A 24,066-nucleotide genomic window follows, 5' to 3' on the forward strand; every position below is an offset into this window, starting at 1 on the left:
CCTGCCGTCAGCGCGCGACGCGCCGCCACGGGCCGGTGATGGCCAGCATGATGCCCGGCTCCTGGAGGTTGGCGAACAGGGTGCGCCCGTCCGGTGAGAAGCAGACCCCCGTGAACTCCGAGTACTCGGGCTCCTGCTCCGTCCCTATGTTCAGCTCGTTGCGCGCCAGCGGGTAGGTGCGGCCCGACTCGGTGGCGCCGAACAGGTGCTGCAGGCCGCTGCCGTCCTCCGCGATGACCAGGCCGCCGTGCGGGGAGACGGTGATGTTGTCGGGTCCGTCGAGGCCGCCGTCCTTGGAGGTGTCGGCGTTCACCCCGAGCAGCACCATCAGCCGGACGGTGCGCCGCTTCGGGTCGTAGAACCAGACCTGGCCGTCGTGGGCCGCGCCCGGGCTCTCCTCCCGGGCGTAGGAGGAGACGAAGTACGCGCCCCCGTCGGCCCACCACATGCCCTCCAGCTTGCGCGAGCGGGTCACCGCACCGTCCGCGAACTGCTTGCGCACCGACACCGTCCTCGCGTCGCGGTCCGGGACCTCCACCCAGTCGACCCCGTACACGGTGCCGATCTTCGTCGCGCGGGAGAGGTCGTCGACGAACCGGCCCCCGCTGTCGAAGCACTTGGCGGCGGCCAGCACACCGGCGTCGGCCGCGAGCGTACGGAGCCTGCCGCGGCCGTGGCGGAATCCGCTCGGCGGGGTCCAGCGGTAGAGCAGCCCGTTGGGGCCGGAGGCGTCCTCGGTCAGGTAGGCGTGGCCCTGGTGCGGGTCGATCACGATCGCCTCGTGGGCGTATCGTCCGAAGGCCTTGACCGGCTGCGGGTCGCGGTTGGCGCGCCGGTCGTGGGGGTCGACCTCGAAGACGTACCCGTGGTCCTTGGTCATACCGTTCTTGCCGGCGAGGTCCTCGGTTTCCTCGCAGGTCAGCCAGGTGCCCCAGGGGGTGGCCCCGCCCGCGCAGTTGGTCGACGTACCGGCGATGCCCACCCATTCGGCGACCTCGCCGCCACGGCGGACCTCGACGACGGTGCAGCCGCCGGCGGCGGCCGGGTCGTAGACGAGGCCCTCGGTGAGCGGGACGGGGCGGGCCCAGCCGGCGCGCGGGCCTTTGAGCTCGTGGTTGTTGACCAGGAGGGTGACCCCGCGGTGGCCCTCGAAGGCTGCCGTGCCGTCGTGATGGGAGGGGGTGGACTCCCCGCTCTCCAGGGTGGTGACACCGCTGCGGGTGATGACGCGGTAGCTGAAACCGGCGGGGAGGGCGAGGATCCCGGCGGGGTCCGGGACCAGCGGGCCGTAGCCGGGCGCGCAGGGCCGCCCCTGCTCGTCACGCCCGGTGCTGTCGTCGGCCGCCAGCGCCCCCGGGGCGGTGGCGAGGGCGCCGACCGTCCCGGTGAGCGCGACTCCTGCTCCGGCGATGACGGTTCGGGCGGTGAAGTCTCTGCGGCTGAGCGCCATCGGTTCTCCAGGGGTGAGGAGGTGGGGTGCGCCTGTCGTGCGGGCGTCGGCGCACACGCTCCCGTCCGCACGTGAACGGCGGCTGAACTACCCGCGACGGCCGGCCGACCCCTTGCCCGCTCACGGAATGGCCAAGTCCGGTGCAGGAACGGCTCGTTCCACCCCGCCTGCCGCCACCGGACCCGACCCCGGACCGGATCCCGACCCCGGAGCCGGACCGGATCCCGGCCCCGGAGCCGGACCGGATCCCGGCCCCGATCCGGTCCTGGCACCGGCCCGCCCGCTCCCTTCCCCGCCCCTCCTCCGCCCCGTCAGTGCCGGCGCGAGCGGGCCTTGAAGGCGGCCTTGCGGGCCTCCTTGGCGGCCTTCCTGTCCGGGTGGAGCCGGCCCATCGCCTCCAGCACGTACGCGGTCGCCGGGTGCGCGGACCGCCACGCCTGGTCGAAGAACCCCGCATGGTGGGCAGTCAGGGACTGGATCAGCAGCGGGAGTTCCGCCGTCTCGCCGTCCGCGGCCAACTGCGCGGCGATCGTGTCGATGGTCAGCCAGAACACCATCGCCGCGTCCGGTGCCGGTACCCCGGTCACCCCGCGTTCCGCCAGCCACACCCGGGCGAGGCCGCCCAGCTCCGGGTCGTCCAGCACCGCGCGGACGGCCGGCTCGGCCTCCGGCCCTGCCGGTGCGAGGGCCTGCTGGCAGCGCAGCCGGCGCAGCGGTCCGCCCTCGTCGGAGCCCCGGGCCGCGGCGAGCAGTTCGGCGGCGGCGGCGGACGGCTCACGGCCCTTGAGCCACTGCTCCATCTCGGCCTGGGCCGCGCCCTCCGGGTATGCGCAGACCGCGTCGAGCAGCGCGTCCGCGCCCTTGTCGGCCAGTTCGCCGACGGCGGGGGCCCGGACTCCTGCCTCCAGCATGCGGGCGCGGATCCCGTACAGGCCGAGGGGGGTGAGCCGGACCATCCCGTAGCGGGACACGTCCTCGTCGTCGAGGCCCCCGGCCGCCGCACCGGCCACCGGGCCGGCGGCGGGCTCCTCGTCGTCCGCCTCCTGCATCAGCCCCTCGTCGACGGGCCGGAACTCGACCAGGCCGATCGGCTCCAGCTGCCGGAACTGGTCGTCGAGGCGCATCATCGCGTCGGAGACCTGCTCCAGGACGGCGTCGGTCGGCTCGCCCATGCCCTCGGGGATGACCATCGAGGCGGCGAGCACGGGCAGCGGGACCGGCCTGTCCGAGGCCTCGTGTCCGGCGGCGGTCAGCAGGTAGAGGTTGGCGAGGACGCCGTCGAGGAAGTCGGCCTCGCGCTGCGGGTTCCAGTCGAGCTGGTCGAAGTCCACCTCGCCGCCCGCGTCCAGGGCGTCGACGAGGCCGTCCAGATCGGGCACCGCCGCGTCGGCGAGCACCGTGTCCAGCGCGGCCAGCCAGAGGTCGAGCACCTCGCCGGGCGTGCCGCCGGTCACCAGGGCCAGGTCCTCCCCGGGCGCGGCGGTACCGCTCTGCTCCCCGCCGTCCTCCTCCGGCTCGGTGACGTCGACGAGGCCGGTGTCCACGGCCACCCGCCAGGCCTGGCTCGCGAGCGCCGGGCCGTCCGCGTCGGCGGGATCGAAGCCGAGCACGGCGGCCGCCTCGGGCAGTTGGGCGGCGACGAGTTCACCGCCGATGTCCACGCGGGTGCCGGGCCCGGCCCAGCGGGCCAGCCGTACGGCCCGGGCGAAGAGCGGGGCGACGAGGGCGTCGCGGGCCAGTTCCGCATCGGAGGGCAGCCGTACCGGCGGCAGCGTGGAGTGCGGCTCTGGTGACATGGGGCGGGTCTCCTCGCGGACGTCGGAGTCGGGGGCCGGTCAACGGCTCGGCTGCGGACGGCAGGACGGCCGTCCGGCGCACCAGCGTAGACGCAATTCGGGCGCGTCCGACGGGCGATCGTCTTTGGTTCATCCCACAGTCAGGCGCCGTATCCCCTGGAGGCCTTGACAACTTCGCTGGTCACCCGAGAAATTGACGCGCGTAGATCTATCGGGGGCCGCTGTCCGGACCCGTGGGTCACGTCGTACGCAGGCACCACCCCCCTCGCTTTCCGCCTCCACACACCGGAGTTCCCGCCCATGCGCTCCTCGCATCCCCGTTCCGCCGCCGTCGCGGCCCTCGTCGCCACCGCCCTGGCCACCGGCCTGCTCGCGGGCACCGCCGACGCGGCCGAAGGCGCCGTGTCCGCCGATTCGATACGCATTCACGACATCCAGGGCACCACCCGGATATCCCCGCTCAACGGCAAGCAGGTCACCGGCGTCGAAGGCATCGTCACGGGCGTCCGCACGTACGGCTCGCGCGGCTTCTGGATCCAGGACCCCGACGCCGACGACAACGCCGCCACCAGCGAAGGCGTCTTCGTCTTCACCAGCTCGGCCCCCACCGTGGCCGTCGGCGACGCGGTCAAGGTCTCCGGCCTGGTCGGCGAGTACATCCCCGGCGGGGCGGCCTCCGGCAACCAGTCGGTCACGCAGATCTCCAAGCCGTCCGTGACCGTCGTCTCCTCGGGCAACGCGCTGCCCGAGGCCACCGCGATCAACGAGTACAGCGTGCCCGCCGAGTACGCCCCGGCGGGCGACCCGGCCGCCGGCGGCAGCATCAACGGCCTGGCCCTGGACCCCGCACGCTACGCCCTGGACTTCTACGAGTCCCTGGAGGGCATGAACGTCGCGATCGGCACCTCGCGCGTGGTCGGCGCCACCGACCCGTACGCGGAGCTGTGGGTCACGGTCAAGGGCTGGGAGCACACCGCCAAGCGGGGCGGCACGCTGTACGGCTCGTACGACTCCCAGAACACCGGCCGCCTGCAGATCCAGCAGCTCGCGCCGCTCGCGCAGCAGCCCTTCCCGGTGGCCAACGTCGGCGACAAGCTGACCGGCCCCACCGAGGGCCCGCTGGACTTCAACCAGTTCGGCGGCTACACGCTGGTGGCCCGCACGCTCGGCACCGTCACCGCCGGAACCCTCGCCCCCGAGAAGACCAAGGCGCAGGCTCCGGGTGAGCTCGCGGTGGCCACGTACAACGTCGAGAACCTCGACCCCACCGACCCGCAGGAGAAGTTCGACAACCTGGCGAAGGCGGTCGTCGAGAACCTCGCCTCCCCCGACATCGTGGCCCTGGAGGAGATCCAGGACGACAACGGCGCCAAGAACGACGGCACGGTGTCCGCCGAGCAGACGCTGACGAAGTTCACGGCGGCGATCGCGGCCGCGGGCGGCCCGGCGTACCAGTGGCGCACCGTCAACCCGGAGAACAACAAGGACGGCGGCGAGCCCGGCGGCAACATCCGCCAGGTGTTCCTGTTCAACCCGGCCCGCGTCTCCTTCACCGACCGCGCCGCGGGCGACTCGGCGACCGCGACGGGCGTGACGACCGAGAAGGGCCACGCGGCCCTCACCCACTCCCCCGGCCGGATCGACCCGGCGAACCCGGCCTGGCAGGACAGCCGCAAGCCGCTGGCCGGCGAGTTCGCCTTCCGCGGCCGTACGGTCTTCGTGATCGCCAACCACTTCAGCTCGAAGGGCGGCGACGAGGGCCTGACCTCGCACCACCAGCCGCCGGTGCGCTCCTCGGAGGCCAAGCGGCTGCTGCAGGCCCAGGCCGTGAACGGCTTCGTCAAGGACCTGCTGGCCACCGAGAAGAACGCGAACGTCGTCGTCCTCGGCGACATCAACGACTTCGAGTTCTCGGCGACGGCGCAGGCGCTGGAGGACGGCGGTGCGCTCTACTCGGCGATCAAGTCGCTGCCGAAGGCGGAGCGGTACTCGTACGTGTACCAGGGCAACGCGCAGGTGCTGGACCAGATCCTGACCAGCCCGGCGATCAAGTCGTTCACGTACGACAGCGTGCACATCAACGCGGAGTTCTCGGCCCAGAACAGCGACCACGACCCGCAGGTCCTGCGCTTCCGCCCGTAGCGGGCGGCAGCCGGACCGTCAGGGGCCCCGGCCGCCGTCCCGGCCGGGGCCCCTGCCACACTCAGGGCCGTGATCTTCCGTACCGCGACCCGTGAGGACCTGCCCGCCGTACTCGCCCTGCTGGCGGACGGCGGCCCGTCACCCGTGACCGAGGCCCACGAGCGAGCCTTCGACGCAATCGAGGCGGACGCCCGCAACGAGCTGATGGTCCTGGCCGACGGGGCCGACGTGCTCGGCTGCCTCCAGCTCACCTACGTCCCGGGCCTCGGCCAGGGCGGCCGGGAGCGGGCGCTGGTGGAGGCGGTACGGGTGCGCGCCGACCGGCGGGGCGCCGGGCTCGGGGCGGAGCTGATGCGGCGGGCGACGGAGCGGGCGCGCGAGCGCGGCTGCGGTCTGATGCAGCTGACCAGCAACAAGCGGCGTGAGGACGCCCACCGCTTCTACGAGCGGCTGGGCTGGGCGCGCAGCCACGAGGGCTTCAAGCTGCGGCTGGCGGACTGACGCAGGGCGCTTTCGCCCCTGGCGTGACGCTCGCCACATACCGGCCCGTTCGGCCCGGGTCGTGGTGTTGAGTGTCCCCACGCTCGACCGTGCCCGCCGTACTTCCGGAGGCCCGTATGCCCCCCTCCATCATCCCCGCCCGGGAAATCGGCCTGGCGGTCCTGCTGGTGGCCGCGCTCGTCGGGGTGGCCGGCCTGCGCCACATGCTCCGGCACAGGCGCTTCCGGCGCGCGGAGCCGGGCGTCCGCGAGGGTCTCACGTTCATCCCGGCGCAGCGCGGAGCCGCCGCGCACCCGATGGAGTCGGTCGAACTGACGGAGGCCGAGGAACAGGCCTTCGCCGGCCTGGTCCGTACTCTGCCCCTGCACTGACTCCGCGGGCCCTCCCCCGCTCGGGGAGGGAGGGCCCGCGGGCCGCAGCTCAGTTGTGGCTGTGGAGGATCTCGTTCAGGCCGCCCCAGACCGCGTTATTCGGGCGGGCCTCGACGGCTCCGGTGACCGAGTTGCGGCGGAAGAGGATGTTGCTGGCGCCGGAGAGCTCCAGGGCCTTCACGATCTGGCCGTCCGGGAGCGTGACGCGGGTGCCCGCGGTCACGTACAGGCCGGCCTCGACGATGCACTCGTCGCCCAGCGCGATGCCGACGCCCGCCTCGGCGCCGATCAGGCAGCGCTCGCCGATCGAGATGATCTGCTTGCCGCCGCCCGAGAGGGTGCCCATCGTGGACGCGCCGCCGCCGATGTCGGATCCGTTGCCGATCACGACGCCGGCCGAGATGCGGCCCTCGACCATCGAGGTGCCCAGGGTGCCCGCGTTGAAGTTGACGAAGCCCTCGTGCATGACGGTGGTGCCCTCGGCGAGGTGCGCACCGAGGCGGACCCGGTCGGCGTCGGCGACGCGCACGCCCTTGGGCAGGACGTAGTCGGTCATCCGCGGGAACTTGTCGATCGAGGTGACCTGGAGGTGCAGGCCCTCGGCGCGCGCGTTCAGGCGGACGGTCTCGATCTGGTCCACCGCGACGGGGCCCAGCGAGGTCCAGGCCACGTTGGCGAGCAGGCCGAAGACGCCGTCCAGGTTCTGGCCGTGCGGCTTGACCAGGCGGTGGCTGAGCAGGTGCAGGCGCAGGTACGCGTCGTGCGCGTCGAGCGGCTTGTCCTCCAGGGAGGAGATCACGGTGCGGACGGCTACGACCTCGACACCGCGGCGCGCGTCCGGCCCGAGGGCCTTGGGCGCGGCCTCGCCGAGCAGTTCCACGGCCTGTTCGGCGGTCAGGCGCTCGGTGCCGGCCGGGCCGGGCTCGGCGACCAGCTCGGGGGCGGGGAACCAGGTGTCGAGGACGGTGCCGTCGGCGGCGATGGTGGCAAGTCCGGCGGCGACGGCGCCGGTGGTACGCGTAGCAGTCATATCCGAAACCTAACCGGCGACGGCCCGAGGGTGCGAACCGGTCTCATGTGCCGGTCGCGCCGCGTGGCGCACGCCGCGCCGGGAGGCCCAGAACACCGCCCCGCCCGCTCCTGCCGCCAGCCCCGCGCACAGCGGCCACAGCAGCCCGGGCGCGGCGGCGTACAGGGCGCCGCCGAGCGGCGGGCCGAGGACGACGCCGCTGACGGAGATCCCCGCGTACAGGCTCTGGAACCGCCCGATCGCGTGCTCGGGGGCCTGGTCGGCGACGTAGGCGGTGGCGGTGGTCTTGTACAGGATCTCGCCGAGGCTCAGCAGCAGGATCATCGCGGTGGCACCCGCGATCCCGGCCCCGGCCAGCAGCGCGGCGTAACCGGCCCCGACCAGCACCAGCCCGGTCGCGATGACCGGCAGCGGCGGCCGGTGGCGCAGCGCGACGGCGGCCGGGAGCTCCAGCAGCAGGATGACGCCGCCGTTGAGGGCGATCACCAGGCCGAAGGCCCGGGTGTCCAGGCCGTGATCGGCGAGGAAGACGGGGAAGGTGCCGTACTGCTGGCGGTAGACGAGGTCGGTCAGCAGGATCGCGGCGAGCAGGACCAGTACGGCGGGCCGGGCCCGCAGTTCCTGCCACACGCCGCGGCCCCGACCCCCGTCCGGGGCCGCGGCGGGGGTCCGGGAGGCACCGCGGGCGGGGACGACGCGCGCGGTCCACAGGGCGAAGAAGAGGGTGCCGAGACCGTCCGCGACGAAGAGCCAGTCGTACGAGAGGCCGGTCGCGACCAGCGCCCCCAGCGGCGGGCCGAGGGTGAAGCCGCCGTTCGAGACGCAGCGCACGACGGCGAAGGCCTGGCGGCGGGCCCCTTCGGGGACGGCGACGGCGACCAGTGCGGAGTTGGCGGCCCGGATCACGCCGGAGGCGTACTGGGCCAGCGGCAGGGCGGCGTAGAGCAGCGGGGTGGACAGCAACGGGAAGGTCATGAGGGTGAGGCCGCCGAGGGTGGAGGCGGCGAGCAGCACGCGGCGGTGGCCGAAGCGGTCCCCGTACCAGCCGCCGGTGAAGTTGCCCGCGACGAGGCCGGCGCCGCCGATCCCGGTGACCATGCCGGCCTGGGCGGCGCCGAGGCCGCGCGGCCCGGTCAGGTAGAGGAAGACGAAAACGAAGGTGAAGCTGACCACGGCGTTCACGAACACCCCGGCCGCCAGCAGCCACACCACCCTGGGTACGTCTTTGAATCCCTGCAGCACCTTCACGACCCCCGAGTCAGTTCCTTTTGGGAACGGACTATGTCAGCATGACAGCCTTGGGTCAACGGACAAAGGAGTGCCATGGCCCAGCGCACACACCTCGGCGACGCGGACTGCTCCATCGCCCAGGCCCTCGACGTCGTGGGTGACTGGTGGACGCTGCTGATCGTGCGTGACGCCGCGCGCGGGCTGCACCGCTTCGAGGAGTTCCAGCGCGAGCTGGGCGTCTCCCGGAAGGTGCTGGCCGAGCGGCTGAAGCTGCTGGTCGAGGCCGGGGTGCTGGCGCGCGAGCCGTACCAGGAACGTCCGGTGCGGCACGCATACCGGCTGACCCCGCGTGGGCGGGGACTGCTGCCCGTCCTGGTGGCCCTCCAGGACTGGGGAGATGCCTGGGTCCTGGGAGAGGGAGAGATGACGGCGACGACACAGGAGTCCTCGAAGGAGGCGGTACGGGTCCATGCGCTGCGCGGCACCCGCCTGCCGGAGCTGCTCCTGCCGGACCGCTTCGGCGAACTCCGCGACCCGGTGTCGGACACCCCGTTCACCGTCCTGTACTGCTTCCCCGGCGCGTACGCCCGGGCCGAGTCCTACCCGCCCGGCTGGGCGGGGATCCCCGGCGCCAAGGGGTGCACCTTCGAATCGTGCACCTACCGGGACCAGCTCGCGCAGTTCACGGCGGCGGGGGCGACGGTGCACGGCGTCTCCACGCAGCGCCCTGACGAGCAGCGGGAGTTCGCGGAGTCGGAGAAGCTCCGCTTCCCGCTCCTCTCGGATGCGGAACTCACCCTGACGGCAGCGCTGCGGCTGCCGACCTTCCGCGCGGCGGGGGTCAGCCGGCTGAAGCGCCTGACGCTGGTGCTCGACCGGGAGCGCACGGTGCGCGAGGTGTTCTACCCGATCCAGGACATCGAAGCGAGCGTCGCGGCGGCCCTGGCGTCGGTCCGGGCTGCCGCCTGACACCGCGGGCCCCGCTACGGCCGGGCCAGCACCCGACCGAGCACCTCCCGCGCATACGGCTCGTCATACGGCATGCCCGTCAGCAGCACCTGCAGGCTGATCCCGTCCAGCACCGCCACCACCGCCCGCGCCGTCGCCGGATCCACCCGGTCCGCGAGGGCCGCCGTGACCGACTCCGCCCACTCCGCGGCCACCGGCCGCAGCGCCGGCCTGCGCAGCGCCGCCAGGTAGAGCTCGTACTCCAGCTCCGCCCGGCCCCGGTCCGCCGTCAGGAACTCCCCCAGCATCCGGGCCAGCTCCGCCGCCAGCTCCGGTCCGGACATCGCGTGGGGGACCGGTGCGAAGCCGGCGTTCGCCTGCCGCAGCGCCGCCACCAGCAGGTCGTCCAGCGTCTCGAAGTGGTACGTGGTCGAGCCCAGCGGCACGTCCGCCTCCGCCGCCACACTGCGATGGCTCAGCCCCGCGATGCCCTTCGCGCCCACCACCCGGATCGCCGCGTCGATGATCCGCTGCCGCCGGTCGGGGTCGTACCGGCGGCCCATCAGTGCGCCCCGCCCAGGTTCAGCAGCACCACTCCGGCGATGATCAGCGCGATCCCGGCGATCTTGGCGGCGGTGGCCGCCTCGCCCATGAACACCATCCCGATGGCGGCGATCGCGGCCGTGCCGACCCCGGCCCAGATCGCGTACGCGGTGCCCACCGACATCGACTTCAGCGTCTGCGCGAGCAGGGTGAAGGCGATGGCGTACCCCAGGAGCGTGCCCAGCGACGGCCACAGCTTCGTGAAGCCCTGGCTGAACTTCATGGCGGTGGTGCCGGCCACCTCGGCGGCGATGGCCGCGGCGAGCAGTACGAAAGGCATGTGTACGACAGTACACATCGCCCGCGTCTCAGTTCTGCGTCCCTCAGTTCAGCGTGAACCAGGCCGCCCGGGGTCGGCGGTCGGCAGGTCGGCAGGTCGGCGCGTCTCGGCGACCGAGGCCCGGGTCGACGCGGACGCGCTCACCGTCAGGGCGGAGGGGTCCGCGCCGCTCTGACCCACCGTCACGTTCACCGCAGGGTGCACGGTGCCCGTCCGCCGGAAGAACACGCAGGGCCCCGGAAGAACGGCAAGGCCCCCGGCACCAAGCGCCGGGGGCCCTCACGCAGCGAGCGGTCGAAGGACCGGTCGAGGACTGATCAGACGTTGAAGCCGAGCGCGCGCAGCTGCTCACGGCCGTCGTCCGTGATCTTGTCCGGACCCCACGGCGGCATCCAGACCCAGTTGATCCGCAGCTCGTTGACGATCCCGTCGGTCGCCGACTTCGCCTGGTCCTCGATGACGTCCGTCAGCGGGCAGGCCGCCGAGGTCAGCGTCATGTCGAGAGTGGCGATGTTCGCGTCGTCGATGTGGATGCCGTAGATCAGGCCCAGATTGACGACGTCGATGCCCAGCTCGGGGTCGACCACGTCGTAGAGGGCCTCGCGGACCTCCTCCTCGGTGGCCGGCTTGATCGACGCCTCGGGCGTCGCGTTCTCGGTCATGCCGTCTTCCTCTCCGCGTCACCCAGGACCTGGGCGGTCGCGTCCTTCCAGGCCATCCAGCTCAGGAGGGCGCACTTCACGCGCGCCGGGTACTTGGAGACACCGGCGAACGCGACCGCGTCCTCCAGCACCTCCTCCATCTCCTCGTCCGGCTCGATCTTGCCCTTGGACTGCATCAGCTCCAGGAACACGTCCTGGATCCGCTGCGCCTCGGACACCTTCTTGCCGACGAGCAGCTCGTTCAGCACGGAGGCGCTGGCCTGGCTGATGGAGCAGCCCTGGCCCTCGTAGGAGACGTCGGTGAGCGTCTCGCCGTCGTACTTCACGCGCAGCGTGATCTCGTCGCCGCACGTCGGGTTGACGTGGTGCACCTCGGCGTCACCGTCGCGCAGGCCGCGCCCGTGCGGGTGCTTGTAGTGGTCCAGGATCAGTTCCTGGTACATCGAATCCAGCTTCACTGGTCCTCGTCGCCCTCGTCCGTCAGCCGAAGAAGTTCCGTACGTGCTCCAGCCCGTCGATCAGCGCGTCCACGTCCGCCGGAGAGGAGTACAGATAGAAAGACGCTCGCGTGGTCGCCGGAATTCCGTACCGCAGGCAGACCGGGCGCGCGCAGTGGTGTCCCACGCGGACCGCGATGCCCTGCTCGTCCAGGACCTGGCCGACGTCGTGCGGGTGGATGTCCCCGAGCACGAAGGAGATCGCGGCGCCCCGGTCCTCGGCCGTGGTGGGGCCGATGATCCGCAGGTCCGGCACCTCGGAGAGGCGCTTGACCGCGTACTCCGTGATCGCGTGCTCGTGGGCGGCGATGTTCTCCATGCCGATCGCGGTGAGGTAGTCCACGGCCGCACCGAGGCCGACGGCCTGGGCGATCGGGGGCGTACCCGCCTCGAACTTGTGGGGCGCCGGGGCGTACGTCGAGGCGTGCATGGACACGGTCTCGATCATCTCGCCGCCGCCGAGGAACGGGGGCAGGTCCTCCAGGAGCTCCTGGCGGCCCCACAGGACGCCGATGCCGGTCGGGCCGCACATCTTGTGGCCGGTGAAGGCCACGAAGTCGGCGCCGAGCGCCTGGACGTCCAGCGGCATGTGCGGAGCGGCCTGCGAGGCGTCGATCAGCACCAGCGCGCCGACCTCCTGCGCGCGGCGGACGATCGCGTCGACCGGGTTGATCGTGCCCATGATGTTGGAGACCAGCGTGAAGGAGACGATCTTCGTCTTCTCCGTGATGACCTCTTCGATGGTGGACAGGTCGAGCCGGCCGTCGTCGGTGAGGCCGAACCACTTCAGCTTCGCGCCGGTGCGCTGCGAGAGCAGCTGCCACGGCACGATGTTGGAGTGGTGCTCCATCTCCGTGATGACGATCTCGGTCTCGCGGTCGACCCGGTAGGGCTCGTCCGCCCAGCCGAGCATGTTCGCGACCAGGTTGAGCGACTCCGAGGCGTTCTTGGTGAAGATCACCTCGTCGCGGCTCGGTGCGTTGATGAAGGCGGCGACCTTGTCGCGGGCGCCCTCGTACAGCGCCGTGGCCTCCTCGGCGAGCACGTGCACGCCGCGGTGGACGTTGGCGTTGTGCCGCTCGTAGTACTCGTTCAGCGCGTCGAGCACCTGGCGCGGCTTCTGCGAGGTCGCCGCGTTGTCCAGGTAAACGATCTTCTTCCCGTCGTGGACCACACGATCCAGCAGGGGGAAGTCCTTGCGGATCGCCTCGATGTCGAGGAGGCCAGGCAGCTGCGTCACGCGGTAGCGCCACCCTTCACGTACTTGTCGTAGCCCTCGGCCTCAAGCTGGTCCGCCAGCTCGGCGCCACCGGACTCGGCGATCCGGCCGTTCGCGAACACGTGCACGAAGTCCGGCTTGATGTACCGCAGGATGCGCGTGTAGTGGGTGATCAGCAGGGTGCCGACCTCACCCGTCTCGCGGACGCGGTTGACGCCCTCGGAGACGATGCGCAGCGCGTCGACGTCGAGGCCGGAGTCGGTCTCGTCGAGGATCGCGATCTTCGGCTTGAGGAGCTCCAGCTGGAGGATCTCGTGGCGCTTCTTCTCACCGCCGGAGAAGCCCTCGTTGACGTTGCGCTCGGCGAAGGCCGGGTCCATCTGGAGCTGCTCCATCGCGGACTTGACCTCCTTCACCCAGGTACGCAGCTTCGGGGCCTCGCCGCGGATGGCGGTGGCCGAGGTGCGCAGGAAGTTGGAGACCGAGACGCCGGGGACCTCGACCGGGTACTGCATGGCGAGGAAGACGCCGGCGCGGGCGCGCTCGTCGACGGACATCTCCAGGACGTCTTCGCCGTCGAGGGTCACGGTGCCACCGGTGATGGTGTACTTCGGGTGCCCGGCGAGCGAGTACGCCAGGGTGGACTTGCCGGAGCCGTTGGGGCCCATGATGGCGTGCGTCTCACCCTGCTTGACGGTGAGGTCGACGCCCTTGAGGATCTCGCGGGCGCCGTTCTCGGCCTCGACGGAGACGTGCAGGTCGTGGATTTCAAGCGTTGCCATGGGTGCCTCAGGACTCCTGGGTGAGGGAGACGAGCACGTCGTCCCCTTCGATCTTTACGGGGTATACGGGAACGGGGCGCGTCGCGGGCAGACCCGAGGGCTTGCCGGTGCGCAGGTCGAAGGAGGACCCGTGCAGCCAGCACTCGATCATGCAGTCCTCGACCTCGCCCTCCGAGAGCGAGACGTTCGCGTGCGAGCAGATGTCGTTGATCGCGAACACCTCCCCCTCGGTGGAGACGATGGAAACCGGCGTCCCGTCGAGCTCCACCCGCTTGGGGGTGTTCTCCTCAAGCTCACTCAGCGAGCAGGCCTTCACGTAGGTCATCAGACGGACGCCTCAAGCTCGGTCTCGATCTTGGCGAGCAGGCGCTCCTCGATGTCCGGGACACCGATCTGCTGGACGAGCTCGGCGAAGAAGCCGCGCACGACCAGACGGCGGGCCTCGTCGGCCGGGATGCCGCGGGCCTGCAGGTAGAAGAGCTGCTCGTCGTCGAAGCGGCCGGTCGCGGAGGCGTGGCCGGCGCCGACGATCTCGCCGGTCTCGATCTCCAGGTTCGGCACCGAGTCGACCCGCGCGCCGTCCGTGAGGACGAGGTTGCGGTTCATCTCGTAGGTGTCGGTGCCCTCGGCGCTCTTCTCGATGAGCACGTCACCGATCCAGACGGCGTGGGCGTCCTGGCCCTGGAGCGCACCCTTGTAGACCACGTGGGACTTGCAGTGCGGGGCGTCGTGGGTGACCAGGAGGCGGTGCTCCTGGTGCTGGCCGGCGTCGGTGAAGTAGAGGCCGAGGAGCTCGGCCTCGCCGCCGGTGCCGGCGTAGCTGACCCGCGGGTGCAGGCGGACGAGGTCACCGCCGAAGGTGACGACGACCGACTTGAAGCTCGCGTCACGGCCGATCAGCGCGTTGTGCTGGGAGCAGTGGACGGCGGTGTCGTCCCAGTCCTGGATGGAGACGACGGTCACCTTGGCGCCGTCGCCGATCAGGAACTCCACGTTGGCCGCGCGGACGCCGTCGCCGGTGTGGTCGATGACGATGACGGCCTCGGCGAAGGCCTGCACGTCGAAGACGGTGTGGCCGAAGGTCGTTCCGCCCTCGCCGTGCAGCGAGACGCGCACGGGCTCGGTCAGGACGGCCTCCTTGGGCACGGTGACGACCGTGGCCTTGGCGAAGGAGGAGAACGCCTGGGCGGCGACCCGGTCCACCGGGGTGCCGGCCTTGCCGATGCGGGCGTCGTCGCGCTCCACCGACTCGACCGTGACGCCCTCGGGCGCGTCGATCTGGGCCTTCATGCTGCCGTTGGCGGTCGCGGTGCCGTCGTGCAGGCCCTTGAGGCGGGCGAGCGGCGTGAAGCGCCACTCCTCCTCACGGCCGTGCGGGACGGGGAAGTCCGCCACGTCGAAGGACGGCGGTGCGCTCATCCGGGTGGCGACGGTGGACTCGGCGGCCACCGCGATCGCGCCGGCGGTGGTCGAACCCGCCGGAATGTTCTGAGCCTCAGCCATGGCTGTCGTCTTGCTCGCTCTCGTGTCTACGTCAAAGGATGTGCTGCGGGCCGGACGGCCGGTCGGGACTAGCCGACCGAGCCCTCCATCTGCAGCTCGATCAGCCGGTTCAGCTCCAGGGCGTACTCCATCGGCAGCTCCTTCGCGATCGGCTCGACGAAGCCGCGCACGATCATCGCCATGGCCTCGAACTCGGTCATGCCGCGGCTCATCAGGTAGAAGAGCTGGTCCTCGGAGACCTTGGAGACGGTCGCCTCGTGGCCCATGGAGACGTCGTCCTCGCGGACGTCCACGTACGGGTACGTGTCCGAGCGGGAGATCGTGTCAACCAGGAGCGCGTCGCAGAGCACGTTCGACTTGGAGCCGCTGGCGCCCTCGCCGATCTCAACCAGGCCGCGGTACGAGGTGCGGCCGCCGCCTCGCGCCACCGACTTGGAGACGATGTTGGAGGAGGTGTTCGGCGCCATGTGGACCATCTTGGAGCCGGCGTCCTGGTGCTGGCCCTCGCCCGCGAAGGCGATGGACAGGGTCTCGCCCTTGGCGTGCTCGCCCATCAGGTAGACGGCCGGGTACTTCATCGTGACCTTGGAGCCGATGTTGCCGTCGATCCACTCCATGGTCGCGCCCTCGTATGCCACGGCGCGCTTGGTGACCAGGTTGTAGACGTTGTTCGACCAGTTCTGGATGGTCGTGTAGCGGCAGCGGCCGCCCTTCTTCACGATGATCTCGACCACGGCGCTGTGCAGCGAGTCCGAGGAGTAGATCGGGGCGGTGCAGCCCTCGACGTAGTGGACGTAGGCGTCCTCGTCGACGATGATCAGCGTCCGCTCGAACTGGCCCATGTTCTCCGTGTTGATGCGGAAGTAGGCCTGGAGCGGGATGTCCACGTGGACACCCTTGGGGACGTAGATGAAGGAGCCGCCGGACCACACCGCGGTGTTCAACGAGGCGAACTTGTTGTCGCCGACCGGGATGACCGTGCCGAAGTACTCCTGGAAGAGCTCCGGGTGCTCCTTGAGCGCGGTGTCCGTGTCGAGGAAGATGACGCCCTGCTCCTCCAGGTCCTCACGGATCTGGTGGTAGACGACCTCGGACTCGTACTGGGCCGCGACGCCCGCGACGAGGCGCTGCTTCTCCGCCTCCGGGATGCCGAGCTTGTCGTACGTGTTCTTGATGTCCTCGGGCAGGTCCTCCCAGGACTCCGCCTGCTTCTCGGTGGACCGCACGAAGTACTTGATGTTGTCGAAGTCGATGCCCGACAGGTCGGAGCCCCAGGTCGGCATGGGCTTCTTGTCGAAGAGCTTCAGGCCCTTGAGGCGGAGCTTCAGCATCCACTCGGGCTCGTTCTTCTTCGCCGAGATGTCCCGGACGACGTCCTCGGACAGACCCCGCTTGGCAGCGGCACCGGCCGCGTCGGAGTCGGCCCAGCCGTATTCGTAGGTGCCCAGGCCATCGAGCTCAGGGTGAGCAGTCTCCGTGGTCATGCGGGGTTCCTCCCGGCCGTGCTTGCAGATGCTGATGTGTCGGTCTGTGTGGCGCCCGCGCCTCGCGGAATGAACGTGGTGCACACCCCGTCGCCGTGGGCGATCGTGGCGAGGCGCTGCACGTGCGTCCCGAGCAGGCGGGAGAAGACCTCGGTCTCCGCCTCGCAGAGCTGCGGGAACTGCTCGGCGACATGGGCGACCGGGCAGTGGTGCTGGCAGAGCTGTTCACCGCTGTGCGGACCGGGAGCGCTCTTCGCCGTAGCAGCGTACCCGTCCGCGGTCAACGCCTTGGCCAGGGCCTCGGTGCGGTCCGCGGGGGCGGCCGCCTCGACTGCTTCCCGGTAGGTCTCGGCCTGCGCGTCCATACGGGCCCGGGCGAAGGCGGCCACGGCCGCCTCTCCCTGCTCGCCACCGCCGGCGGACTGCGCGATCCAGCGCAGGGCGTCCGCCGCGAGCGAGTCGTAGGACTGGTCGAAGGCGTCACGGCCGCAGTCGGTCAGCGCGAACACCTTGGCGGGTCGGCCCCGCGTGCGCGCGCCGTACACGCGCTGCTCACGGGGTGCGACCACGTCGTCGGCGACGAGCGTGTCGAGGTGGCGGCGGACGGCGGCCTGGGTGAGGCCGAGACGCGCGGCGAGATCGGCGACGGTGGACGGACCGTGGTCCAGGATGGAGCGCGCGACCCGGTTGCGGGTTGACCGCTCCCCGGTAGCGAGTTCCCCGTGAGGGGTCTCCATCAGCCGTTCGCCGTATTTCACAACGCCATTGTTGCGTAATTACTTGAGGCCCGACAAGCCGTGACGGAGGCCACTCCTGGTGTCCTCCATCACTAAGGGTTACCTAATCTGTCCACGCAGAGTGAAGTGATCACGGCCCCCACCTGCACGGAACCCGTCTTGGGCCGCAGCGGAACAAGCGCTCTCCCCCGGCGCCCGATGACCCCTTTCGGGCTCCGTAGACTCACCCGCATGAGCAACGACCCCGCCGTGGAGATCCGCGGACTGGTGAAGCGGTACGGCCCCAAGACCGCGGTGGACGGCCTGGACCTCACCGTCCGCAGAGCCTCCGTCACCGCGGTCCTCGGCCCCAACGGCGCGGGCAAGACGACCACCGTGGAGACCTGCGAGGGCTACCGCCGCCCCGACGCCGGCACCGTCCGCGTCCTGGGTCTCGACCCGGTGGCCCAGGCCGAAGCGCTGCGCCCCCGGATCGGCGTGATGCTGCAGTCCGGCGGGGTCTACTCCGGCGCCCGCGCCGTCGAGATGCTGCGCCACATGGCCGCGCTGTACGCCGACCCGCTCGACGTGGGCGCCCTCGCCGAGCGGCTCGGGCTGGGCGGCTGCGGCCGCACCCCCTACCGCCGGCTCTCCGGCGGCCAGCAGCAGCGCCTGGCCCTGGCCATGGCCGTGGTGGGCCGCCCCGAGCTGGTCTTCCTCGACGAGCCGACCGCGGGCCTGGACCCGCAGGCCCGCCGCGCGACCTGGGACCTCGTACGGGAACTGCGCGCCGACGGGGTCACCGTCATCCTCACCACCCACCACATGGACGAGGCCGAGCAGCTGGCGGACGAGGTCGCGATCGTCGACGCGGGCCGGGTCATCGCCCACGGCAGCCCCGAGCAGCTGTGCCGCGGCGGCGCCGAGAACACCCTGCGCTTCACCGGCCGCCCCTCCCTCGATCTCGCGTCGCTGCTGAAGGCACTGCCCCACGGCACCCAGGCCGCCGAGCTCACGCCGGGCGCCTACCGGGTCGTCGGCGAGGTCGACCCGCAGATGCTGGCCACCGTCGCGTCGTGGTGTGCGCAGCACGGCGTGATGCCGAGCAGCCTGTCGGTGGAGCGGCACACGCTCGAAGACGTCTTCCTGGAGCTCACCGGTAAGGAGCTGCGCGCATGAGCGCCGGTACGTTCACGCCCCGCCCGGGGGCCGCGCCCGTGTCCCGCATGATCCTCGCCCAGACGGCGCTGGAGACCCGGATGCTGCTGCGCAACGGGGAGCAGCTGCTGCTGACGGTGATCATCCCGGCGCTGCTGCTGGTGCTGTTCTCCTCGGTGGACATCATCACCGTGCCCGTCGGGAGCGCCCAGCGGTCCGTGGACTTCCTCGCGCCCGGGATCCTCGCCCTGGCCGTGCTGTCGACCGCCTTCACGGGCCAGGCCATCGCCACGGGCTTCGACCGCCGCTACGGGGTGCTCAAGCGGCTCGGCGCCTCGCCGCTGCCGCGCTGGGCGCTGATGGCCGCCAAGACCCTGTCCGTGCTGGTCACCGAGGTGCTCCAGATCGCGCTGCTCACGGTGATCGCCTTCGCGCTGGGCTGGTCCCCGCACGGGAACCCGGCGGCGGTGGCCGCGCTGATCCTGCTGGGGACCGCCGCCTTCTCCGGGCTCGGGCTGCTGATGGCGGGCACGCTCAAGGCCGAGGTGACCCTGGCCGCCGCGAACCTGGTGTTCCTGCTGCTGCTGGTCGGCGGCGGGGTGATCGTCCCGATGGACAGGTTCCCGGGCGCGGTGCAGGACGTCCTCGGGCTGCTGCCGGTCTCGGCGCTGTCCCACGGGCTGCGCGAGGTGCTGCAGGACGGGGCCGGGCTGCCCTGGGCGGATGCGGCCGTGCTGCTCGTGTGGACGGTGCTGGGGCTGGGCGCCGCCGCGAAGTTCTTCCGCTGGGAGTAGACCCGGCGGGAGCGAATCGCCTCCCCCGCGCGTTGGCCTGACAGGAGGACGACCACCTCCGCACATCAGCGACAGGGGACGCAGACCACGAAGCCGGGGGGCGGGTATGGCGCAGCGGGAGGCCGTTCTACGGCTGGACGAGCAATGGGCGCGGATCCGGTCGGGCCCGGCGCAGGCGGAGCCGGAGGCCGACCGGCTGCTGGCGGAGTTGATCGGGGCGCTGCGCGAGCCGGCCCTGACCGACCCGGAGTGCGCGGCGCGGCTCGGGCTGCGCCTGGGCGACCTGGCGGCCCGGCGGTTCGCCGCCGGGGACCGGGCCGGGGCGCTTGCGGCCATCGAGGAGGGCCTGCACCACGGACGGCAGGCCGCCGGGCACGCCCCGGAGTACGCCCGGTGGTATGCCCGGGGCCTGATCAACCAGGGGGTCTGGCTGTCCTGGCCGCTGAGCGACGAGGACCGGCTGCCCCGTCATCCGCTGGGCGCGGCGGCGGAGAGCGGGCCCAGCGCCATGGAGCGCGCGGCCGGCGAGCGCGCCCGGGACCTGACCCGTGCCGCCGTCGCGGTCTGGGCGGAGCTGGACCAGCACGACCCGGTCAACCGGCGCGGCCTCGCACAGGCCGAGGTCTTCCTCGGGGACCGCCTCGCGGAGCTGGGGCTCGCCGAGGAGGCGGTGGCCTGGGCGGTGGACGCGGAGAGCGGCTTCCGCCGGCTGCTCCTGGCGGATCCCGGCCCGGAGGCCGCCCAGGAGGCGGAGGCGGCCATCGACCACATCGGCCGCCAGTTGGAACTGCGGCTTCGCCTGCTGTCCTTCGACTCGCTGGTGCGGCTGCGCGACCGGGGACTGCTGCCCGAACGGCTGCTGCCCCTGGCCGTGGTGGGCGCCCGGATCCGCTCGGTGCCCGAGCAGGAGATCGCGGCCCGGCTGCACCTGGATGCCGAGCAGGTGGGCACGATGCTGGAGGTGACGCCCTGGCGCGCGGTGTGGCGCTTCGAGGTGCGCGGCCCGGAAGGACTGTGGACCGTACAGGGCAGCCCTTGGCACGGCAGCACAAAGGTGAGGAACAGGACAGCGGAGGAAATAGGCGGCGAATTGGTGCGCGGATTCAGGGAGTCGGCGGAGTGCCCCGGCGAGGGCGGCTCTTGGCGGGTCCGCCTCTGGTGGCACGAGGAAGGCGACCCCGCGGGAGCCCTGTTCCGGCTCCTCGTGGGCCCCGGCGCGGCGGCGGGCGGCGGCGGCACCCCCTCGTGAAAGTTTGCACAAGGCGCGGCGTACGATAAGGGCCGTGTTGACCCCCCTTGCTTACGTCGCCAGCCGCTGGACTCCGTCACCCCGGACCGTCCGGCGGGCCGCGCTCGCCGCGCTCGTCATGAGCGTGGTCATCGTCGTGACCGGCGGTGCGGTACGGCTGACCGGATCCGGTCTCGGCTGCGACACCTGGCCCAAGTGCACCGACGACAGCCTGATCGTGACCCAGGCACAGGGCTTCCACGGCGCCATCGAGTTCGGCAACCGCATGCTGACGTACGTCCTGTGCGCGGCCGTCGGCTGGGCCATCGTCACCGCGCGCTCGGCCAAGCCCTGGCGCCGGTCGCTGACGAGGCTCGGATGGCTCCAGTTCCTCATCGTGATGGGCAATGCGGTCCTCGGCGGCATCACCGTCCTGACGGGGCTCAACCCCTACAGCGTGGCCGGGCACTTCCTGCTCGCCACCTCGCTGGTCACCGTGACGACGATCACCTGGCAGCGCACAGGCGAGGGCGACGGCACGGTCCGGCCGCGCGTGCCCGGCCCGGTGCGCAAGCTCTCGTGGGCCCTGCTCACCACCACACTGGTCCTGATCGCGGCGGGCACGGTGGTCACCGGCTCCGGTCCGCACGCCGGCGACCGGAGCGAGATCAAGCGGATGCCGTTCGACTGGTCGGCCACCGCCCACGTCCACGCGGTCTCCGCCTGGGTGGTGTGCGCGCTCGCCGTGGCCATGTGGCTGGTGCTGCGCGTGGTCGACGCCCCCACCGACACCCGCGCGCGCGCCCGCGACCTGCTGGTCGTGCTGCTGGCCCAGGGCGGCATCGGCTACGTGCAGTACTTCACCCACGTGCCCGAGGTCCTCGTCGCCGCCCACATGCTGGGCTCCTGCCTGGTGTGGATCGCCGTGGTCAGGCTGGCCCTGAGCCTGCGCGAGCGGCCGGCCCCGCAGGCGGACATCCCGGCACAGGGCGACCCCCAGCTCTCGGCCGTCTGAGCCGCGCGGCTGAGCCGCCCGCCCGCGGGCGGCTCAGCCGCGCTCGTCCAGCCGGTAGACGCGGCGGGCATTGCCCGCCGCAATCATGGCCGCCACCCGGTCCGCGTCCCGCCAGGACCAGGCCCCCTCGCCGGCCCAGCCGCCCAGCACCCGGCCCAGCGCCTCGCGGAACACCAGGGCGCCCACCGCGTGCAGTTCGGGCAGCTGCCGGCCCCCGCTGGAGAAGAGCAGTTTGCCGAAGGGGGCGAGCTCCAGCAGCTCGGCCAGCACTGCCGCGGCCCGCGCACCGCCCCTCCCCAGGGCCGCGCCGAGATCGGCGTGGACGTGCGGGAACGCCGCCGCGAGCCGGGCCGCCTCCCGGTGGTGGGGGTATCCGCCGCACAGCACCAGCTGCGTCCCGAGGCCCGCGGTGGCCCGCAGGAACTCCGCCAGCAGGGCGGGACCGCCCGGCTCGGGCCGCTCCCCCGGCTCTCCCGCCCCCGTGTGCAGCTGGAGCGGCAGTCCGTACGCCACCGCGCTCCACAGCAGGTGTCGCAGGAGTACGGGGTCCCGCACGGCCACCCCCTTGGAGCGCCCCGCGAGCCACCGGCCGACCGCCCCCCGTACCGCGCCCGGATCGGGCGGCCCCGGCTCGTCGGCGAGGGCTGCCAGGTATCCGGCGTCCGCGCGGCAGGTGAAGGCCACGGCCCCGGCGGCGGCGTGGTGGACGGCTTCGGCGAGGTTGGCGAGGAAGGCGGCCACCGTCCCGGAGGTGTCGGCGGTCTGTTCGGCCAGCAGCTCAAGCCGGACCAACTCGAAGGCCTCGCCGCCGCCCGCGACCGCCAGCTCCTTGGGCCCGGCGAGGTCACCGGGCACACCCGTGTCCACCAGGTAGGCGGCGATCCCGGAGCCGCGCAGCAGCCTGCGGCGGGACTCGATCACGCCCAGCTCGCGGCGCCGGGCCAGATAGCGGGCCGGGGCGCAGTGCGGCTCCAGCCCCAGCAGCGGCGGGCACCAGCGGCGCACGGCGAAACCGGCCTGGGTGTCGAAGAAGGTGGTCCCGGCCGCGGGCGGGCCGGCCGAGGGGAACAGCTGGGCCTCGAAGGTGGCGAGGCCCAGCTCCGTGCGGAGCACTCCGTGGCAGTACTGGTCCACCAAGGGCGGCGTTTCGATCATCCGGGCATCCCGTTGCGGACGTGAGGAAGGGGCTTCCACACGTCCTAACGGGTGAGCGGGGTGCGAGGTGTTGCTCGCGCTGTTGACCGAGCGGCCACCGGTGCCGGCGGCTCCGCTCAGGCGGCCGGCTGCCCCGCGCCGCCGAGCTGGATCCCGGCCATCCGGCTCCACTCGTACGGACCGGTCTTCACCCGGGCGGCGAACTCGCCGTCGAACTCCTCGTGGAGGGTCAGCGCGGCCTTTTCGGCGGCCAGCTGGGCCGCCTGCCAGTTCGGGGCCACCAGGTCGCCCCAGGCTCCGTCCGCGCCCACGAGCACGATCCGGGTGCCGGCCTGGCCGATGTGCGCGAGCTGGCCTTCGGCGCCGCCGTGCTGCCGGCCGAACGCGCCGATCTGCTTGGCCAGCCGCGCGGCCTTCCGGTCCAGCTTCTTGGTGTCTGCGTCTGCGGTGGTGTCTGCCATGACAGGCATGCTACCGGCGAGTAATCAACGGAGGAAGGGATCCACGGCCACCGCGACGAACAGGAGCGACACATAGGTGATGGACCAGTGGAACAGGCGCATCTCCTTGAGCTTCGCACCCGTCACCCCCGCCTTGGCCCGGGCGTGCAGCGCGTGCGCCTCCCACAGCCACCACCCGCCGGCCGCCAGGGCCACCGACGTGTAGAACCAGCCGGTGTACCCCAGCGGGGTCAGCAGCAGCGAGACCGCCACCATCACCCAGCTGTAGAGCACGATCTGCCGCGCCACGGCCTTGTTGCCCGCCACCACCGGCAGCATCGGCACGCCGACGCGCGCGTAGTCCTCCTTCACCTTCATGGACAGCGGCCAGTAGTGCGGCGGCGTCCAGAAGAAGATGACGAGGAAGAGGATGACCGCGGCCCAGGAGACCTCGTTCTTGACCGAGGACCAGCCGATGAGCACCGGCATGCAGCCCGCGATGCCGCCCCAGACGATGTTCTGCGCGGTGCGCCGCTTCAGCAGCATCGTGTAGACGACGACGTAGAAGAGGAGCGCGCCGAGCGCGAGCGCCGCGGACAGCCAGTTGACCAGCAGGCCGAAGAACAGGGTCGAGACCACACCGAGGGTGATGCCGAAGACCAGGCACTCGCGCGGGCTGACCATGCCGGTGACCAGCGGCCGCTGGGCCGTGCGGTCCATCAGCGCGTCGATGTCGCGGTCGATGTACATGTTCAGCGCGTTGGCGCCGCCCGCGGACAGGTAGCCGCCGAAGCAGGTCGCGAGGACCAGCCACAGCGAGGGAACGCCCTGCTGCGCGAGGAACATCACCGGCACTGTGGTGATCAGCAGAAGTTCGATGATCCGCGGCTTGGTCAAAGCCACGAAAGCCATGACCCGGGCCCCGAACGGCCGATGACCGGGAGGGGTCCCGAGCACCCCCGCTGGACGGGATTCGACGGCCGTCACGCACACCCCTGAGAGAGAATCCAGCAAGCTGCGACCCGGACTCTTCAAAGGAAGCTCCGGTAAAGGCTTGCGCGT

25 protein-coding genes are annotated in these 24,066 nt (G+C 71.7%); 8 read left to right on the plus strand and 17 right to left on the minus strand.

Annotated elements, in window-relative coordinates; all coding sequences use genetic code 11:
- Window positions 1–7: 7 nt before the first annotated feature.
- Together AC0666_RS12725 and AC0666_RS12730 are read right to left on the minus strand one after the other, a co-directional pair.
- Window positions 8–1,450, minus strand: a complete 1,443-nt coding sequence (locus AC0666_RS12725; protein ID WP_468966709.1) for an alkaline phosphatase PhoX — start codon at window positions 1,448–1,450, stop codon at window positions 8–10.
- Window positions 1,451–1,761: 311 nt separating this feature from the next.
- Complete coding sequence (locus tag AC0666_RS12730; protein WP_468966712.1) at window positions 1,762–3,246, minus strand: hypothetical protein; 1,485 nt, start codon at window positions 3,244–3,246, stop codon at window positions 1,762–1,764.
- A 300-nt stretch (window positions 3,247–3,546) separates the two neighbouring features.
- On the opposite strand from AC0666_RS12730, the gene AC0666_RS12735 reads away from it, so the two are divergent.
- From AC0666_RS12735 to AC0666_RS12745, 3 genes are all read left to right on the plus strand, one after another.
- The gene (locus tag AC0666_RS12735) at window positions 3,547–5,388 is read left to right on the plus strand and encodes an endonuclease/exonuclease/phosphatase family protein (protein WP_468966714.1); all 1,842 of its coding nucleotides are present in this window, start codon (window positions 3,547–3,549) and stop codon (window positions 5,386–5,388) included.
- Window positions 5,389–5,457: 69 nt separating this feature from the next.
- The gene (locus tag AC0666_RS12740; protein WP_468966717.1) at window positions 5,458–5,889 is read left to right on the plus strand and encodes a GNAT family N-acetyltransferase; all 432 of its coding nucleotides are present in this window, start codon (window positions 5,458–5,460) and stop codon (window positions 5,887–5,889) included.
- A 116-nt stretch (window positions 5,890–6,005) separates the two neighbouring features.
- On the plus strand, window positions 6,006–6,260 hold the full coding sequence (locus tag AC0666_RS12745; RefSeq protein WP_468966720.1) for a hypothetical protein: 255 nt from the start codon (window positions 6,006–6,008) through the stop codon (window positions 6,258–6,260).
- Between the two features lie 49 nt (window positions 6,261–6,309).
- Here AC0666_RS12745 and dapD read toward each other — a convergent pair whose 3' ends face one another.
- Window positions 6,310–7,290 carry a 2,3,4,5-tetrahydropyridine-2,6-dicarboxylate N-succinyltransferase gene (gene dapD, locus AC0666_RS12750; RefSeq protein ID WP_356849274.1) on the minus strand — a complete coding sequence of 327 codons (981 nt, stop codon included), beginning with the start codon at window positions 7,288–7,290 and terminating at the stop codon, window positions 6,310–6,312.
- Between the two features lie 9 nt (window positions 7,291–7,299).
- Window positions 7,300–8,529 carry an MFS transporter gene (locus AC0666_RS12755; RefSeq protein ID WP_468967564.1) on the minus strand — a complete coding sequence of 410 codons (1,230 nt, stop codon included), beginning with the start codon at window positions 8,527–8,529 and terminating at the stop codon, window positions 7,300–7,302.
- A gap of 84 nt (window positions 8,530–8,613) precedes the next feature.
- Between AC0666_RS12755 and AC0666_RS12760 the strand changes: the two genes are divergently transcribed.
- On the plus strand, window positions 8,614–9,489 hold the full coding sequence (locus tag AC0666_RS12760) for a winged helix-turn-helix transcriptional regulator (protein WP_468584657.1): 876 nt from the start codon (window positions 8,614–8,616) through the stop codon (window positions 9,487–9,489).
- A gap of 14 nt (window positions 9,490–9,503) precedes the next feature.
- On the opposite strand, the gene AC0666_RS12765 is transcribed toward AC0666_RS12760, so the two are convergent.
- The 10 genes from AC0666_RS12765 to AC0666_RS12810 all read right to left on the minus strand — a co-directional run bounded on the left by AC0666_RS12765 (window position 9,504) and on the right by AC0666_RS12810 (window position 17,235).
- Window positions 9,504–10,031, minus strand: coding sequence for a TetR/AcrR family transcriptional regulator (locus tag AC0666_RS12765; RefSeq protein ID WP_468966724.1), 528 nt, complete (start codon window positions 10,029–10,031; stop codon window positions 9,504–9,506).
- Window positions 10,031–10,351: a DMT family transporter gene (locus AC0666_RS12770; protein ID WP_361717076.1), complete on the minus strand. Its 321-nt coding sequence runs from the start codon at window positions 10,349–10,351 to the stop codon at window positions 10,031–10,033. The genes AC0666_RS12765 and AC0666_RS12770 overlap by 1 nt, the downstream gene beginning before the upstream one ends.
- 317 nt (window positions 10,352–10,668) lie before the next feature.
- Complete coding sequence (locus AC0666_RS12775) at window positions 10,669–11,013, minus strand: metal-sulfur cluster assembly factor (RefSeq protein ID WP_030388904.1); 345 nt, start codon at window positions 11,011–11,013, stop codon at window positions 10,669–10,671.
- Window positions 11,010–11,471 (minus strand): Fe-S cluster assembly sulfur transfer protein SufU, encoded by a 462-nt coding sequence (gene sufU / locus AC0666_RS12780; RefSeq protein ID WP_356849267.1) that lies wholly within the window; start codon window positions 11,469–11,471, stop codon window positions 11,010–11,012. The genes AC0666_RS12775 and sufU overlap by 4 nt, the downstream gene beginning before the upstream one ends.
- Window positions 11,472–11,493: 22 nt before the next feature.
- Window positions 11,494–12,750: a cysteine desulfurase gene (locus tag AC0666_RS12785; RefSeq protein ID WP_478707580.1), complete on the minus strand. Its 1,257-nt coding sequence runs from the start codon at window positions 12,748–12,750 to the stop codon at window positions 11,494–11,496.
- Window positions 12,747–13,511: a Fe-S cluster assembly ATPase SufC gene (gene sufC / locus AC0666_RS12790; RefSeq protein WP_053785807.1), complete on the minus strand. Its 765-nt coding sequence runs from the start codon at window positions 13,509–13,511 to the stop codon at window positions 12,747–12,749. Before sufC ends, AC0666_RS12785 begins: the two co-directional genes overlap by 4 nt.
- Before the next feature lie 7 nt (window positions 13,512–13,518).
- Window positions 13,519–13,836: a bifunctional 3-phenylpropionate/cinnamic acid dioxygenase ferredoxin subunit gene (locus AC0666_RS12795; protein WP_468584664.1), complete on the minus strand. Its 318-nt coding sequence runs from the start codon at window positions 13,834–13,836 to the stop codon at window positions 13,519–13,521.
- On the minus strand, window positions 13,836–15,014 hold the full coding sequence (gene sufD / locus AC0666_RS12800) for a Fe-S cluster assembly protein SufD (RefSeq protein WP_468966737.1): 1,179 nt from the start codon (window positions 15,012–15,014) through the stop codon (window positions 13,836–13,838). The genes AC0666_RS12795 and sufD overlap by 1 nt, the downstream gene beginning before the upstream one ends.
- Before the next feature lie 68 nt (window positions 15,015–15,082).
- Window positions 15,083–16,498 (minus strand): Fe-S cluster assembly protein SufB, encoded by a 1,416-nt coding sequence (gene sufB, locus AC0666_RS12805; protein ID WP_468584665.1) that lies wholly within the window; start codon window positions 16,496–16,498, stop codon window positions 15,083–15,085.
- A complete protein-coding gene (locus AC0666_RS12810; protein ID WP_361717129.1) occupies window positions 16,495–17,235 on the minus strand; it encodes a helix-turn-helix transcriptional regulator in 741 nt (246 codons plus the stop codon). Before AC0666_RS12810 ends, sufB begins: the two co-directional genes overlap by 4 nt.
- 231 nt (window positions 17,236–17,466) lie before the next feature.
- On the opposite strand from AC0666_RS12810, the gene AC0666_RS12815 reads away from it, so the two are divergent.
- The 4 genes from AC0666_RS12815 (at window position 17,467) to AC0666_RS12830 (ending at window position 21,409) form a co-directional block, all read left to right on the plus strand.
- The gene (locus tag AC0666_RS12815; protein ID WP_468584667.1) at window positions 17,467–18,393 is read left to right on the plus strand and encodes an ABC transporter ATP-binding protein; all 927 of its coding nucleotides are present in this window, start codon (window positions 17,467–17,469) and stop codon (window positions 18,391–18,393) included.
- The gene (locus AC0666_RS12820; RefSeq protein WP_468584668.1) at window positions 18,390–19,166 is read left to right on the plus strand and encodes an ABC transporter permease; all 777 of its coding nucleotides are present in this window, start codon (window positions 18,390–18,392) and stop codon (window positions 19,164–19,166) included. Before AC0666_RS12815 ends, AC0666_RS12820 begins: the two co-directional genes overlap by 4 nt.
- 106 nt (window positions 19,167–19,272) lie before the next feature.
- Window positions 19,273–20,415: a hypothetical protein gene (locus tag AC0666_RS12825; protein WP_468966745.1), complete on the plus strand. Its 1,143-nt coding sequence runs from the start codon at window positions 19,273–19,275 to the stop codon at window positions 20,413–20,415.
- A 34-nt stretch (window positions 20,416–20,449) separates the two neighbouring features.
- Window positions 20,450–21,409, plus strand: coding sequence for a COX15/CtaA family protein (locus tag AC0666_RS12830; protein ID WP_468966747.1), 960 nt, complete (start codon window positions 20,450–20,452; stop codon window positions 21,407–21,409).
- Window positions 21,410–21,442: 33 nt separating this feature from the next.
- Here AC0666_RS12830 and AC0666_RS12835 read toward each other — a convergent pair whose 3' ends face one another.
- The 3 genes from AC0666_RS12835 to AC0666_RS12845 all read right to left on the minus strand — a co-directional run bounded on the left by AC0666_RS12835 (window position 21,443) and on the right by AC0666_RS12845 (window position 23,997).
- A complete protein-coding gene (locus AC0666_RS12835) occupies window positions 21,443–22,564 on the minus strand; it encodes an amidohydrolase family protein (protein ID WP_468966753.1) in 1,122 nt (373 codons plus the stop codon).
- 116 nt (window positions 22,565–22,680) lie between these two features.
- On the minus strand, window positions 22,681–23,025 hold the full coding sequence (locus AC0666_RS12840) for a hypothetical protein (RefSeq protein WP_478707581.1): 345 nt from the start codon (window positions 23,023–23,025) through the stop codon (window positions 22,681–22,683).
- Window positions 23,026–23,049: 24 nt separating this feature from the next.
- On the minus strand, window positions 23,050–23,997 hold the full coding sequence (locus tag AC0666_RS12845; RefSeq protein WP_468966756.1) for a heme o synthase: 948 nt from the start codon (window positions 23,995–23,997) through the stop codon (window positions 23,050–23,052).
- Window positions 23,998–24,066: the final 69 nt, after the last annotated feature.

Source organism: Streptomyces sp. NPDC043680 (assembly GCF_056436685.1).

Excerpts from the sequence above, each read along its gene's own strand:
- sufB (WP_468584665.1), bottom strand. The coding sequence starts at position 16,498 with ATGACCACGGAGACTGCTCACCCTGAGCTCGATGGCCTGGGCACCTAC.
- AC0666_RS12815 (WP_468584667.1), top strand. The coding sequence starts at position 17,467 with ATGAGCAACGACCCCGCCGTGGAGATCCGCGGACTGGTGAAGCGGTAC.
- AC0666_RS12825 (WP_468966745.1), top strand. The coding sequence starts at position 19,273 with ATGGCGCAGCGGGAGGCCGTTCTACGGCTGGACGAGCAATGGGCGCGG.
- AC0666_RS12735 (WP_468966714.1), top strand. The coding sequence starts at position 3,547 with ATGCGCTCCTCGCATCCCCGTTCCGCCGCCGTCGCGGCCCTCGTCGCC.
- AC0666_RS12810 (WP_361717129.1), bottom strand. The coding sequence starts at position 17,235 with ATGGAGACCCCTCACGGGGAACTCGCTACCGGGGAGCGGTCAACCCGC.
- AC0666_RS12760 (WP_468584657.1), top strand. The coding sequence starts at position 8,614 with ATGGCCCAGCGCACACACCTCGGCGACGCGGACTGCTCCATCGCCCAG.
- dapD (WP_356849274.1), bottom strand. The coding sequence starts at position 7,290 with ATGACTGCTACGCGTACCACCGGCGCCGTCGCCGCCGGACTTGCCACC.
- AC0666_RS12725 (WP_468966709.1), bottom strand. The coding sequence starts at position 1,450 with ATGGCGCTCAGCCGCAGAGACTTCACCGCCCGAACCGTCATCGCCGGA.
- AC0666_RS12745 (WP_468966720.1), top strand. The coding sequence starts at position 6,006 with ATGCCCCCCTCCATCATCCCCGCCCGGGAAATCGGCCTGGCGGTCCTG.
- AC0666_RS12730 (WP_468966712.1), bottom strand. The coding sequence starts at position 3,246 with ATGTCACCAGAGCCGCACTCCACGCTGCCGCCGGTACGGCTGCCCTCC.
- AC0666_RS12765 (WP_468966724.1), bottom strand. The coding sequence starts at position 10,031 with ATGGGCCGCCGGTACGACCCCGACCGGCGGCAGCGGATCATCGACGCG.
- AC0666_RS12775 (WP_030388904.1), bottom strand. The coding sequence starts at position 11,013 with ATGACCGAGAACGCGACGCCCGAGGCGTCGATCAAGCCGGCCACCGAG.
- AC0666_RS12795 (WP_468584664.1), bottom strand. The coding sequence starts at position 13,836 with ATGACCTACGTGAAGGCCTGCTCGCTGAGTGAGCTTGAGGAGAACACC.
- AC0666_RS12840 (WP_478707581.1), bottom strand. The coding sequence starts at position 23,025 with ATGGCAGACACCACCGCAGACGCAGACACCAAGAAGCTGGACCGGAAG.
- AC0666_RS12820 (WP_468584668.1), top strand. The coding sequence starts at position 18,390 with ATGAGCGCCGGTACGTTCACGCCCCGCCCGGGGGCCGCGCCCGTGTCC.
- AC0666_RS12835 (WP_468966753.1), bottom strand. The coding sequence starts at position 22,564 with ATGATCGAAACGCCGCCCTTGGTGGACCAGTACTGCCACGGAGTGCTC.
- sufD (WP_468966737.1), bottom strand. The coding sequence starts at position 15,014 with ATGGCTGAGGCTCAGAACATTCCGGCGGGTTCGACCACCGCCGGCGCG.
- AC0666_RS12770 (WP_361717076.1), bottom strand. The coding sequence starts at position 10,351 with ATGCCTTTCGTACTGCTCGCCGCGGCCATCGCCGCCGAGGTGGCCGGC.
- sufC (WP_053785807.1), bottom strand. The coding sequence starts at position 13,511 with ATGGCAACGCTTGAAATCCACGACCTGCACGTCTCCGTCGAGGCCGAG.